This is a genomic window from Kocuria rhizophila DC2201 (assembly GCF_000010285.1).
In the GTDB taxonomy this organism is placed as follows: Bacteria; Actinomycetota; Actinomycetes; order Actinomycetales; family Micrococcaceae; genus Kocuria; species Kocuria rhizophila_A.
In genome coordinates this window covers 1,852,400-1,864,471 of record NC_010617.1, presented here as the reverse complement: position 1 = coordinate 1,864,471, position 12,072 = coordinate 1,852,400, and the positions used below count along the sequence as shown (strand labels likewise).

Sequence of the window (12,072 nt, the reverse complement as noted above, 5' to 3'; positions counted from 1 at the left end):
CTCGGCGCGATCCGCGCGGGCGGCGTCGCCCGGGGTGCGTGGTCCGGTGGTGCGCGGCCGCGCACGGGTTCCGGGGCGGCGTCGTCGTGTCCGCATGGAGGAGGGGCAGCCCGGGGGACGGCCCGTTGCGCGCAGGTGAGACAATGGCAGGCGATGAGCACCGAGACGACTGAGACCGCGGACCGTGAACCGGCCGTGCTGAACCTGAAGCCGCTGCACCTGGGACCGTTGACCATCGACGTCCCTGTAGTGCTGGCACCCATGGCCGGGGTGACCAACAAGTCCTTCCGCAAGCTGTGCCGCGAGTACGGCGGGGGCCTGTACGTGACCGAGATGGTCACCGCACGTGCCCTGGTGGAGCGCAGGCCGGAGTCCCTGCGGATCATCCACCACGACCCGGGCGAGACGCCGCGCTCCATCCAGATCTACGGCGTGGACGCCGTGAACGTGGGCAAAGCCGTGCGGATGGTCGCGCAGGAGGACCGCGCGGACCACATCGACCTCAACTTCGGCTGCCCCGTGCCCAAGGTCACCAAGCGCGGCGGCGGTTCCGCCCTGCCGTGGAAGACGGATCTGTTCCGCGCAATCGTGAGCACCGCGGTGCGCGAGGCCGGGGACATTCCCGTGACGGTGAAGATGCGCATCGGCATCGACGACGAGCACCAGACCTACCTGGACGCCGGGCGGATGGCCCGGGACGAGGGCGTGGCCGCCGTCGCCCTGCACGGGCGCACCCTGGAGCAGCACTACTCGGGCACCGCGAACTGGGACGCGATCGCCCGGCTGCGCGAGGCCCTGCCGGACATTCCCGTGCTCGGCAACGGGGACATCTTCTCCGCCGAGGACGCGGTGCGGATGGTCGAGCACACGGGTGTGGACGGCGTCGTCGTGGGCCGCGGCTGCCAGGGCCGCCCGTGGCTGTTCGGGGACCTGCAGGCCGCGTTCGAGGGCAGCCCGCGCCGTTTCCGGCCGGGCGTGCGCAAGGTCGCGGACACCGTCTACCGCCACGCGGAGCTGCTCACCGAGGAGTTCGGGGACGAGGCCAAGGGCTGCCGCGAGATCCGCAAGCACGTGTCCTGGTACTTCAAGGGCTACCCCGTGGGCGGTGAGCTGCGCGCGAAGATGGCGCAGGTCCCGGACCTCGCCGCGCTGCGCGAGCTGCTGGACCAGCTGGACCTGGACGCCCCCTACCCGGGCGCGGACGTGGAGGGGCCCCGCGGGCGCGCGGGCTCGCCCAAGAAGCCGCACCTGCCGGACGGCTGGCTGTCCTCGCGGATCCTGGGCGACGCCGAACGGCTGGGTCTCGTGGACGCCGAACTCGACGTCTCGGGAGGCTGAGCGCCATGCACACCCCCGACCGCCTGGGCATCCTGGCCCCCGGCTACGAGCCCTCGGACACCGAGCGCTACGTCACCGAGGACCACCACAACCGCCACCGCAGCCACTTCGAGCGGGACCGCGCGCGCGTGCTGCACAGCTCCGCGCTGCGCCGGCTCGCGGCCAAGACGCAGGTGGTCGCCCCGCAGACGGACGACTTCGTGCGCAACCGCCTCACCCACTCGCTGGAAGTTGCGCAGATCGGGCGGGAGCTCGGCAAAGCGCTGGGCTGCGACCCGGACGTGGTCGACGCCGCGTGCCTGTCCCACGACCTCGGCCACCCGCCGTTCGGGCACAACGGGGAGACCGTGCTCGCGCAGCTGACCCGGGGGATCGGGGGCTTCGAGGGCAACGCCCAGACCCTGCGGCTGCTCGTGCGGCTGGAGCCCAAGCTCGTGACGCCCTCGGGGGAGCCCGCGGGGCTGAACCTCACGCGCGCCACGCTGGACGCCACGTGCAAGTACCCGTGGTCCGCCGCGGACGCCCCGCCCCGGGCGGACGGGCGGCCCAACCGGAAGTTCGGCGTGTACGAGGACGACCTCCCCGTGTTCGAGTGGTTCCGCGAGGGCGCGGTGGAGGGCCGCAAGTGCCTGGAGGCGCAGGTCATGGACCTCGCGGACGACATCTCCTACAGCGTGCACGACGTGGAGGACGCCGTGGCCGCCCACGCCCTGCAGCTGGACCTGCTGGCCGAGCCCACCCAGCGCGGGCGGGTCATCGAGTGCACGCGCGGCTGGTACCTCCCGGACGCCACGGACGAGGAGCTCGACGCCGCCCTGCGCCGTCTCGAGGCCACCGCGGCCTGGGTGCCGCGCATGGACGGCACCCGCGGGGACCTCGCGCGGCTCAAGAACATGACCAGCCAGCTCATCGGACGCTTCGCAATGTCCGCGGTGGAGGCCACCCGGGAGGTCGCCGGGGAGGACCGGCTCACCCGGTACCGGGCCTCCCTCGTGGTGCCGCGCGAGACCGAGCTGGAGATCGGGGTCCTCAAGGGCATCGCCACCGCGTTCGTGATGACCGTGCGGGACGCCATGCCCCTGTACGAGAACCAGCACGAGATCCTCACCATCCTGGTGGAGGCCCTCATGGAGACCGACGGCCGGTTCCTCTCCCCGGAGTTCGCCGCGGACTGGCGCGCCGTGGCGGACGGACCGGGCGCGGAGGCCGCGCGGCTGCGGCTCGTGGTGGACCAGATCGCGTGCCTCACGGACCACTCGGCCGTGGCCCTGCACGACAGGATCCGGGGCACCAACTGGCGCACGGGGGACAAGCCGCTCTGGTGAGCGGGCGGGCCTGGGCTTGTCCGGGCCCGGATGGGGCGCAGACCGTGACCACGCGGACGGTGGCCGCGCCGGGGGTCCCGCGCGGCGTCGTCGTCCCCTCGGTGCCCGGCCGCGGCAGGGCGTCCTCCACGCACCGTGCGGGACGCCCTGCACACCTGCCCGGGCGGCGTCGTTCCTGGTTTGACGGGGTGCCTACACTGGCCCAGTGGCCGGACTGATCAAGCGTGAAGACATCGACGAGGTTCGCGCGCGCACGGACATCCGCGAGGTCGTCGAGCAGTACGTGACGCTCAAGCCCGCGGGGATCGGCTCGTACAAGGGGCTGTGCCCGTTCCACGACGAGCGTTCGCCGTCCTTCCACGTGCGCCCCCAGATGGGCACCTACCACTGCTTCGGCTGCGACGAGTCCGGGGACGTCATCGCGTTCCTCATGGAGATGGACCACACCCCGTTCACGGAGACCGTGGAGCGGCTGGCCGCGCGCATCGGCTACGAGCTGCACTACGAGCAGGGCGGCGCACCCAACCGCGAGGAGGTGGGCCGCCGCCAGCGTCTGCTGGACGCCCACAAGGTGGCCGCAGAGTTCTTCCAGCGCAACCTCTACACCCGCCAGGCCGCAGCCGCCCAGAAGTTCCTGGGGGAGCGCGGCTTCGACCAGGACGCCGCCCGCACCTACGGGGTGGGCTACGCACCGCAGGGCTGGTCCCACCTGTTGAACCACCTGCGCAACCAGGGGTTCACGGAGCAGGAGCTCAAGCTCACGGGCATGTTCTCGGAGGGCAACCGGGGACTCTACGACCGCTTCCGTGGCCGGCTCATCTGGCCCATCCGCGCGGTCGCCGGGGAGGTGATCGGTTTCGGGGCGCGCAAGCTCTACGAGGACGACCAGGGCCCCAAGTACCTCAACACCCCCGAGACGCAGCTCTACAAGAAGTCCCAGGTGCTCTACGGGATCGACCTGGCCAAGCGGCCCATCGCCAAGACCAAGCAGGTGGTCGTGGTGGAGGGCTACACGGACGTCATGGCGTGCCACCTCGCTGGGGTCGCCACGGCGGTGGCCACGTGCGGCACGGCGTTCGGCCCGGAGCACATCAAGATCGTGCGCCGCTTCCTCTCCGACGACTCCGCCGGCGGCGAGGTGGTCTTCACGTTCGACGGCGACGCCGCCGGGCAGAAGGCCGCGCTGCGCGCCTTCCAGGAGGACCAGCGCTTCGTGGCCCAGACCTACGTGGCCGTGGAGCCGAACGGCATGGACCCGTGCGACCTCCGCCTGGCCCGCGGGGACGTGGCCGTGCGGGACCTCGTGGAGACCCGCACCCCGCTGTTCGAGTTCGCGCTGCGAGCCACCATCAAGGAGTACGACGTCAACAGCCTCGAGGGACGCCTGCGCGCCATGCGGGCGTGCGCGCCCATCGTCGCGCAGATCCGAGACTCCTCTTTGCGCCCCGCCTACGCGCGGGAGCTCTCGGGGTGGCTCGGGATCGAGACGGACGAGGTGATGCGCGCGGTGAGCGCGGCGGCGAAGTCCGCGCAGCGCGGCGGTTCGGGATCTGCTGGCTCGGGGCCCTCCGGCGCGGTGGCGTCCAGCTCAGGGCGCTCCAACTCCGGGTACGACGGCGCTCGCGGGCCTCAGCAGGCCCAGGGGCCCTCGCGCGGGGGCCAGGACCAGCGCGCCCCGAGAGCAACGTCCGGCGCTCGCGACGATTCTCCTGAGGAGCCGCGCTCCGTGGAACTGCCCGACCCCCGGGAGCCCGTGTCCCGCATGGAGCGTGAGGCGCTGGAAGTGGTGCTGCAGGTCCCGGATCTGGTGCCGCTGCCCTACTGGGCGCACTTCGACTCCGCCGGTATGACGTACCGGGTGCACCAGGTCATGCACGACGCCGTGGTGGGTGCCCGCGCGGACCTGGGAGAGGGCGTCCAGGGCGGACGCGTGTGGCTGGAGTCCGTGCGCAACCACCTGCCCGAGCCGTTGCACGGCTACCTGGCGCAGCTGTCCGTCACACCGCTGCCCGCGGCCACCGAGCAGCAGATGCGCAACTACGCGGTGGGGGTGATCACCTCGCTCGTGGAGATGCACATCAACCGGGAGAAGTCCGACAAGCTCGCGCACCTCAACCGGCTCAACGCGCAGCGCGAGCCGGACCTGTACCAGCAGCTCAACCGCGAGCTGCTGGACCTGGAGCTGCAGCGGCGCAGCCTCATGGGGGTGTGAGGTGCAAGCTTTCCTTCCGCGGGGCAGGCGGGTGCGGCGCTGCCCGGCCAGTGGCGAGACAAGTTGAGGAAGCCCGCGACGGGAGGTAGAGTATCGTCTCGTTGCGCGGCAACGTGCGCATTCCCCCGTAGCTCAATTGGCAGAGCATTCGACTGTTAATCGAAGGGTTACTGGTTCGAGTCCAGTCGGGGGAGCCACAAAACAGCCCCTCGCCAGAAAAACACCGGTGAGGGGCTGTTTCATACCCGGCTGCGGGCACGGATAGGGCACGGTTTGTCCTTCTTTCACAGGCTTCAGAGCAACAGGCGGATGCTGTGGGGATTGGGCAACGGCGTCGGGTCTAGCCCGAGTTCCTAACGTAGGCTCGCGCGCAGAGCTATCAGCAGCGGATCCAGCTCTGCGCCCCTTTCCGCGGCGAAGATCACCATGAAGGCGCGGGCGGCCCCGATCTCGGTGCGCTGTCCCAGCAGCAGCATCACTTCGCTGAGTGCGGCCTCGAGATCAGCTGCCTGTTCGGGGGTGAGGTTGCATTTGCGGTTGGAGGCCGCGGACAGGCGCTGATAGGCGGAGATCAGATGCTCGACCCGCCGGACCCGCTATTCGTTGCGTGCATCCCGTGCCAGCGCGGTCCGATGGACAACCAGGCCGCCGACCGCGGCCCCCACGATGGCGGAGAAGAAGGGCACGAGGGCTGCGAGCCAGGTCCAAGACATAACCCCATTTTCACTCCGCCGCGGCGGTGGATGCCGCCGACACACCAGCCCAGAGAACACACCTGCAGCCCGAAGTCGGGGTCATGGGAGTATGCGCCTTATGGATGGAGTCGCCTCGTGGAGTCCGCAGATCTGGGCCGCGGTGATCGCCGCAGCCGCCGTGGTGGCGTCCGCCGTCACCACGACTGTGCTGAACTACGTGGCCGGGCTGCGCCGGGACCACACCGTGGAGGAACGGCAGCGGGAGGGTGAACGCCGGCACGCGGTGCAGGAGGCGGCCGTGGACCTGATTGAAGCGGGATTGGACATGGTGTCGGCGTTATCCGCGCAATACCACCATGAGGCCGAGGTGGGGCGCCTCAAGCGCACGAAGGACGTCCGCTCCGCCCAAGAGGCTTGGGTGCTCGAGCAATCCATACCGGAGCAACTGCGGCTTAATACCGAACAGGCCGCCGCGGCGAACCGGAAGATGAACCGCGTCGTCATCGCGTTCCGCCTGCTGGCACCAGGGCTCGTTATACCGGCGCGAGAACTGCAGGACCTCGCACTGTCCTCCGACAACGCGGCGAAGCAGAAGGATCGCCTCACGGTCTACGATGAGGCGTCAGACATCTTCGCGCGCCGGGTCCAGGCGCACCTCGAGAAGTGCTGACCTACTCCGGACCCTCGATGTCGAGGGCGTTCCGCGCCCGGTCCGCGTAGCGCCACGCCGAGACGGTGGAGAGCACCAGCAGTACGATCACGGCACCGGCCTGGAGGGCCAGCGCAACATCCCAGGAGGCGTCGAGGAGGGTGACCACGGGCGCAGCGACAGCGGTGGCGGCTGTGGCCGCCACGAGCCACCGGCCGCCGAGATGCCACAGGACGAGCGCGGAGTCACGCAGGCGAGGGCTGAAACCTACCCTGGCGACGAGGATCCGGCGCGGGTAGACAGACAAGACGAAGAACCCCAGCAGCAGCCAACCCAGCGGCTGCGCCACCACTAGGGAGGCGAGGGTGGCCGTAAGCCAGAAGGCCCAGCTGAGCCATCGGGCGAGGCCGACGAGCAGGCCGCCGGCGGGTGCCAGGCGCGGCCCTCGTAGCGGAAGGTCCCCAGAGGGACGGCGGCAAGGAACAGGACCGGCAGGCAGCCGGGACCACGCGGCTGGACGGTGGACGACATGGGCGCTCCCAAGGAGTCGGAGAAGGGGTGTCGCCGTCCGTACGTAGTCAGAAAGGGTACGAAGCGCCCGTATTAGGAGGGCTGGCTCTTCACGACAGGTGCGAGATCGTGCCACCAGTTAAGCAAGGCTCCTCGGGCGACGTACTCGAAGGTGTGCAGCAACATCGGCATCTCTTTCGCCATCCATGAGCTGCCCTTAGCCGCTGCGGACATGCCCACAGGCACCTCACTGGGCTGTCCGTCCGGTCCCTGCATGGGTTTGTCGAGCATCGGGTGGGGAAATGGCCGGCCGTCGTGCAGCGCCCGGGAGCGGTGGTCGTAGATGATCCTCAGGTGTTTGCGCAAGCGCGTCCAGTCCAGGCCGAAGGCGGGGCGCGGTTGCGGCGCGTGTGGGGCGAAGTTTTCCACGAAACCCAAGAACTTTCGGGTGACACTAGATTGCCGCACCACAAGTTCCTCGACCTTTTGCTTAGTCTCTTCCGGCGCTCCGTCCAGCGCTTCCCACAGGCGGGGATGGAGCTCCTCCAAGGTGCTGAGAGGCTGCTGCCCGGCCTCGTTGCGGCGGGCGGCCGCGGCTTCCACGGCTCCCACCATCTGCAGCCAGGCAAAGTTCGTGTCCTCGTTGGCCCACCACAAGGCGTTGGCGTACAGTCGCGCTGCTCGGGCAAGGGCGGAGGCATCCTCAGAACCCAGATGGGGGAAGGTCGAGAGCAGGTCCGAGGCGTCCGCGAACTCGACCTGCCGGACCACGTTGGGCAGGACTTCCAGACCCGGTGGCCCGGGTCGACTGAGGTGCTGGCGGTCCAGCTCCATCGGGTAGCCAGCGGGGTCGTCGTCGGGCAAGCCCCACACCCGGACCGTGCCTCCGGCACGGCACCGCACGCCCAACGCCAAGGAGAGCAGCGCGGCGAGTTCATCGGACACCGTGCCGCCGTGGTAGCCGCTGGAGTCCGCCGGGAGCGGCTTGCCGGTCGTGTGGTCGATGAGACCCGTCTCCAAGGATCTGCGCATCTCACATCGGAGCACCAGGGCCACTGGCATGGGGGCGGTGCTCGCGAAGGTCGGCAAGATGGTGTACGGCCCCAACTCGAGCCTCTCGCCGAGAAAGCGAGCATCAGAATAAATAGCGTCCTCGTAACGGGCAGGTATCTCCGTCGTTGGCTGGAGGCTAGCCCGCCAGTTGCGCCACGCATGCGTTCCCATACCGTCATTGTTTCCGACACAGCCTTCACCGTGAACTCATGTACCTCGGTGTGTCTGGGGTACCAGCGACCAACTCCAGTACGGTTCAGCAACATGGCGACTAAGAAAGCTGCGGGCGGCCTGCCCTCCTCGGGGGCAGGCTCACCCCCAGAGAACCGGGCAAGGCAACGGCCGAGGGCTGCGTCAGGGGGACTGCAGCCCAAGGTCATGGGCACGGCACTGAGCCTGCACGGCGTGGTGATCATCGCGGCCCTGGCCATCGGCGCCCACGAGGGCGGGGTGGCCGGCGCGCTGCTGGCGGTCCCCCTTACGGCGGTGCTCTGGGCCAGCTTCAAGACCTTCCGGGACATGCGCGACGGCGTCCCGGGCAAGTTGCCCGCAGAGGATGACGAGGCGGCACCGGCCGTGCAGGCCTGACCCAGCACCGTCGTCCCTCCCACCGCATGGCCGCGCGCCGGGGCGCGCGATCACCCCACTCATCTCACCTGGTGAACCGCCCGCCTGTGAAGATGCCCCGAATCTCCCCACCCCCTAGGGTTGAGGCCCGCATCACAGGCAGTGGAGGAGGATCACCATGGCGGAACAGTCCCCGACCGGGGGAGCGGACCGCGTGCGCCCGCAGGTCAGCGGCACGTTCGACGGACAGGGCGCTGAGCGGCTGACGCGCGTCAAGCAGCGCATCCGGGAGGCCGCGGAGCAGGCGCGCGACGAGGTCGTCGCCCTGAGCCACGCGGTGCACGCGGACCCGGAGATCGCCTTCGAGGAGACACGGACCGCAGCGAAGCTCACCACGGTCCTGGAACGCCACGGTTTCAGCGTGGAGGCCGGGGTGGCGAACCTGGACACCGCGTTCGTCGCGTCCTACGGGACGGGACCGTTCGTCGTCGGCATCTGCGCGGAGATGGACGCCCTGCCCGGCGTGGGGCACGCGTGCGGGCACAACATCATTGCCGCCTCCGGAGTGCTGGCGGGGATCAGCCTGGCCGCGGTCGCGGACGAGCTGGACCTCACCGTCAAGGTCTTCGGCACCCCCGCCGAGGAGTACGGCGGCGGCAAGATCCTCATGCTGAACGAGGGTGTCTTCGACGGCGTCCACGCGGCCATGATGCTGCACCCCGGCGAGGAGGAGAACGCGGACCACGTCACGCGCGCCGTCGTGGACCTGGAGATCGAGTACACGGGCAAGCCCGCCCACTCCGCCGAGGCGCCGCACCAGGGCGTCAACGCGGGGGACGCCGCCACCGTGGCGCAGGTGGCCATCGGGCTGCTGCGCCAGCACCTGCAGCCCGGCGAGCTGGTGCACGGCATCGTGCGCAGCGCCGGGGACGCCCCCAACGTGGTCCCGCACCGCGCCCGCCTGGCCTACGACGCCCGCGCGGACACCCTCGCCCAGCTCGAGGGCCCCGGCGGCGCCAAGGAACGCCTGCTGCGCTGCTTCGAGGCCGGTGCCCTGGCCACCGGCTGCACGCTGGAGGTCCACGACGACTGGCCCGCGTTCTCCGAGTTCCGCAACGACGACCCCATGGTCGCCGCGTACCGGGCCAACGCCGAGTCCCTGGGCCGCGTCTTCACGGACGGCCCCATGAGCCGACGACGCCGCCTGGCCGGCTCCACGGACATGGCCAACGTCTCGCTGCGGGTCCCCGCGATCCACCCCACCATCCTGGTGGAGGCCGAGGGCGCCACGTGCCACGAACCCGAGTTCGAGCGCTACTGCGCGCTGCCCGCGGCGGACGCCGCGATGTGGGAGGGCGGTCTGAGCCTGGCCTGGACCGCCGCGGACATGGCCGCGGACCCCGCTCAGCGCGAACGCCTGGCGCGCACGGGGTCGGAGTGGGCGTCCCGTGACTGATCCCCGCGGCAACCACACCGTGCGGAACCCCGCCACCCCGAGATGATCCCGGGCCTCGCGGCGGTGCCGACCGGCCAGGGGACGCTGAGCCGCGGGGCTCCCCGTGGCACCTTGGGACGGCGCCCTGTCCTAGTAGAGTGAGCGGTCGCTGACGATTAGCAGTTCCACGACGATGCAGGCGGGTGATCCAGCTCCATGACCCTCGCGTCCCGTCGCCTGAGCCTGCTGATCGCAGTCATCTACTCCACGTGGCTCGTGGACCCGCAGCTGCATCCGTGGACGTCCTACGCCTCCGAGTACTTCGTGGCGGACCGTCCCGCGGCCACCCTGCTGCGCACCACGGACGGGGTGGCCGGGATGCTGCTGATCGTGTTGGCGGTGTTCTCCTACGGCCGGGCCCGCACGCTGTGGCGCGGATTGCCGGGCGGGTTCGGTGGGCTGGACGCCTCCCGGCCCACGCGGCGTCGTGCGCGGTGGGCCGTGCGGGTGTGGTGCGCGGCGCTGGCCGTGGCGGGTGCGGCCACGGTGGTGGACGCCATCAATCCCATGACGTGCGCGCCCTCGGTCTCACCCGAGTGCGCCGCCGCCGAGGCCGCGGGAACGCTGCCGCTGCAGCACCACATGCATACCGCATCCTCTGCCGTGGCGGGAACGGCGTTCGTGGTGGCCATGCTCGCGTCGCTGGTGCTGAGCACCGCCGCGGACCGGGTGACCCGGATCGCCAGCTGGGTGGGCGTCGTGACCATCGCCCTGTCCGCGGTGGACGCCCTGCTCACCAGGATCCCCACGGAAGGGATCACGCAGCGGATCTCGATGGTCGCGATCGTCGCGTGGCTCGTGGCCGTCGCGGGCCTGCAGGTCGTGGATCGGGTGCGCGCGGCACCCCGGGCGGTTGCGGCGTGAACCGGTCCACCGCCGCACTGTGGCGCGAGCACCTGAGCGAGGTCCCGGTCCGGGGTGTGCCGGTCCGGGTGCTGGACATCGGCTCCGGCCCGGCGCTCGTGTGCTCGTCGGGCGTGGCCTCCATGCTGTGGGACTGGGCCCCGGTGGTCGAGCTGCTGCGCGGGGACCACCGCGTGATCGTGTTGGACCGCCCCGGATGCGCACCGGGCCAGACGGTCCCCGAGACCCTCCCGGACCTGGACACGGAGGCCGCCCGCCTGCTCGCCGTCCTCGACGCCCTGCACGTCACCGGACCCGTCACCGCGGTGGGCCACTCCTTCGGTGCGGCCGTCGTGGAGGCCGCGGCCCGGCTGCACCCCGGGCGCCTGGCATCCCTCGTGCTGCTCGACGGCTCCGTCCCCGAGGTCGAGGGAGCCGACCGGGCCCACGACGAGGCCCGTGCCGCCCGCCACTTCCGCCACCGCACGCACCCCGCCGCCCGCTCCCGGGCCGTGCGCCGGCTCTGGCGCCTCGTGGGGCCGGCGGTCTCGGTGGTCCTCGTGCCCGGGCGGCTGCGCGTGGATCGGGTGATGGGCGGTCTGCGCGCCGAGGCCTCCGCCACCAACACGCTGTTGGCCTCCCTGCGCGAGCTCGCGGGCTACGTGGCGTGCATGAACCGGCTCCGCGAACTGCGGGCCCGGCTGCCCCTGGACCCCCGGGTGCCCCTCACAGTGGTGGCCGCCAACGGCCGCGTGCCCCGGCCGGGGCTGTCCCGGTGGGTGCGCCACGTCCTCGCGCAGGCCACGCGGCTCGCGGGGGAGACCTCGGTGTGCTCCGTGGTGGTCTCCCGCAGCGGGCACTTCGTGATGCTGGACCAGCCGCGCCGCACCGCCGAGCTGATCGCCCGGGCCGCCGCCCGCTGACGCGCCGGCGCACGACGCCGCCCGCTCACCGGGTCCTGCTCGGCGGGTCCCGCTCGGCTGACGCGTGGGCCAACGTTGCCGCCCGCCCGTCCCGCGCTCGCGGCCCGGGACTACTCCGCGGGGGAGCGCCGGGAGTGCGCTCGGATGCTGCGCGACCTGGAGCGCGGCGTGCGTGAGCGCAACGCCGCACTGCTGGGGCGCGCGGCAACGCGATCGGCCCTGCTCAACGAGTCCCGGCTGCCCAAACCGGAGCTTCCCGACCTGCTGCGGATCACCCGGGAGACCGGTGGCGTGGGAGTCCAGATCGCCCACAGCGGCACGGTGTGCGCCGTCGTCCTCGACGCCGCCCGGCCCCGCGCCGCCCAGCGCGCACGGGAGGCGCGGGCGGCCCTCGATGCAATGGGCCTGCCACGAACCATCGACCAGGTCTGGAGCGGAGCATGAACACACGACGAGCCGAGC

The 12,072-nt window shown here is 71.1% G+C and carries 12 protein-coding genes and 1 tRNA gene; 10 read left to right on the top strand and 3 right to left on the bottom strand.

Annotated features, from left to right (window positions below; all coding sequences use genetic code 11):
* The first annotated feature begins 153 nt into the window (after positions 1-153).
* The 4 genes from dusB to KRH_RS08090 all read left to right on the top strand — a co-directional run bounded on the left by dusB (position 154) and on the right by KRH_RS08090 (position 5,072).
* Entirely contained in the window at positions 154-1,338 is a 1,185-nt protein-coding gene (gene dusB / locus KRH_RS08105) for a tRNA dihydrouridine synthase DusB (RefSeq protein ID WP_012398713.1), read from the top strand.
* 5 nt (positions 1,339-1,343) lie between these two features.
* On the top strand, positions 1,344-2,663 hold the full coding sequence (locus tag KRH_RS08100; RefSeq protein ID WP_012398712.1) for a deoxyguanosinetriphosphate triphosphohydrolase: 1,320 nt from the start codon (positions 1,344-1,346) through the stop codon (positions 2,661-2,663).
* 205 nt (positions 2,664-2,868) lie between these two features.
* The gene (gene dnaG / locus KRH_RS08095; RefSeq protein ID WP_012398711.1) at positions 2,869-4,875 is read left to right on the top strand and encodes a DNA primase; all 2,007 of its coding nucleotides are present in this window, start codon (positions 2,869-2,871) and stop codon (positions 4,873-4,875) included.
* A gap of 121 nt (positions 4,876-4,996) precedes the next feature.
* Positions 4,997-5,072: transfer RNA gene (locus tag KRH_RS08090), tRNA-Asn, on the top strand.
* Positions 5,073-5,228: 156 nt separating this feature from the next.
* Here the strand turns inward: KRH_RS08090 and KRH_RS12790 are convergent.
* On the bottom strand, positions 5,229-5,354 hold the full coding sequence (locus KRH_RS12790) for a hypothetical protein (RefSeq protein WP_255416970.1): 126 nt from the start codon (positions 5,352-5,354) through the stop codon (positions 5,229-5,231).
* 334 nt (positions 5,355-5,688) lie between these two features.
* Between KRH_RS12790 and KRH_RS08085 the strand changes: the two genes are divergently transcribed.
* The gene (locus tag KRH_RS08085; RefSeq protein ID WP_012398710.1) at positions 5,689-6,240 is read left to right on the top strand and encodes a hypothetical protein; all 552 of its coding nucleotides are present in this window, start codon (positions 5,689-5,691) and stop codon (positions 6,238-6,240) included.
* Position 6,241: 1 nt separating this feature from the next.
* On the opposite strand, the gene KRH_RS08080 is transcribed toward KRH_RS08085, so the two are convergent.
* Together KRH_RS08080 and KRH_RS12665 are read right to left on the bottom strand one after the other, a co-directional pair.
* Positions 6,242-6,526, bottom strand: a complete 285-nt coding sequence (locus tag KRH_RS08080) for a hypothetical protein (RefSeq protein ID WP_126341209.1) — start codon at positions 6,524-6,526, stop codon at positions 6,242-6,244.
* A 296-nt stretch (positions 6,527-6,822) separates the two neighbouring features.
* Positions 6,823-7,749 carry a hypothetical protein gene (locus KRH_RS12665; protein ID WP_126341210.1) on the bottom strand — a complete coding sequence of 309 codons (927 nt, stop codon included), beginning with the start codon at positions 7,747-7,749 and terminating at the stop codon, positions 6,823-6,825.
* 411 nt (positions 7,750-8,160) lie between these two features.
* On the opposite strand from KRH_RS12665, the gene KRH_RS12885 reads away from it, so the two are divergent.
* From KRH_RS12885 to KRH_RS11795, 5 genes are all read left to right on the top strand, one after another.
* Positions 8,161-8,370, top strand: a complete 210-nt coding sequence (locus KRH_RS12885; RefSeq protein ID WP_012398707.1) for an AI-2E family transporter — start codon at positions 8,161-8,163, stop codon at positions 8,368-8,370.
* A gap of 157 nt (positions 8,371-8,527) precedes the next feature.
* Positions 8,528-9,805, top strand: a complete 1,278-nt coding sequence (locus KRH_RS08065; protein ID WP_012398706.1) for a M20 family metallopeptidase — start codon at positions 8,528-8,530, stop codon at positions 9,803-9,805.
* Positions 9,806-10,000: 195 nt separating this feature from the next.
* Positions 10,001-10,708, top strand: a complete 708-nt coding sequence (locus KRH_RS08060; RefSeq protein WP_012398705.1) for a DUF998 domain-containing protein — start codon at positions 10,001-10,003, stop codon at positions 10,706-10,708.
* Positions 10,705-11,610 (top strand): alpha/beta fold hydrolase, encoded by a 906-nt coding sequence (locus tag KRH_RS11800; RefSeq protein WP_012398704.1) that lies wholly within the window; start codon positions 10,705-10,707, stop codon positions 11,608-11,610. The genes KRH_RS08060 and KRH_RS11800 overlap by 4 nt, the downstream gene beginning before the upstream one ends.
* Positions 11,611-11,754: 144 nt before the next feature.
* The gene (locus tag KRH_RS11795; RefSeq protein WP_050738056.1) at positions 11,755-12,054 is read left to right on the top strand and encodes a hypothetical protein; all 300 of its coding nucleotides are present in this window, start codon (positions 11,755-11,757) and stop codon (positions 12,052-12,054) included.
* Positions 12,055-12,072 lie beyond the last annotated feature (18 nt).

What these genes read in the sequence shown, in the direction of transcription:
- dusB (WP_012398713.1), top strand. Translation starts at nt 154, where the DNA reads ATGAGCACCGAGACGACTGAGACCGCGGACCGTGAACCGGCCGTGCTG.
- KRH_RS08100 (WP_012398712.1), top strand. Translation starts at nt 1,344, where the DNA reads ATGCACACCCCCGACCGCCTGGGCATCCTGGCCCCCGGCTACGAGCCC.
- KRH_RS08085 (WP_012398710.1), top strand. Translation starts at nt 5,689, where the DNA reads ATGGATGGAGTCGCCTCGTGGAGTCCGCAGATCTGGGCCGCGGTGATC.
- KRH_RS12885 (WP_012398707.1), top strand. Translation starts at nt 8,161, where the DNA reads ATGGGCACGGCACTGAGCCTGCACGGCGTGGTGATCATCGCGGCCCTG.
- KRH_RS08065 (WP_012398706.1), top strand. Translation starts at nt 8,528, where the DNA reads ATGGCGGAACAGTCCCCGACCGGGGGAGCGGACCGCGTGCGCCCGCAG.
- KRH_RS08060 (WP_012398705.1), top strand. Translation starts at nt 10,001, where the DNA reads ATGACCCTCGCGTCCCGTCGCCTGAGCCTGCTGATCGCAGTCATCTAC.
- KRH_RS11795 (WP_050738056.1), top strand. Translation starts at nt 11,755, where the DNA reads ATGCTGCGCGACCTGGAGCGCGGCGTGCGTGAGCGCAACGCCGCACTG.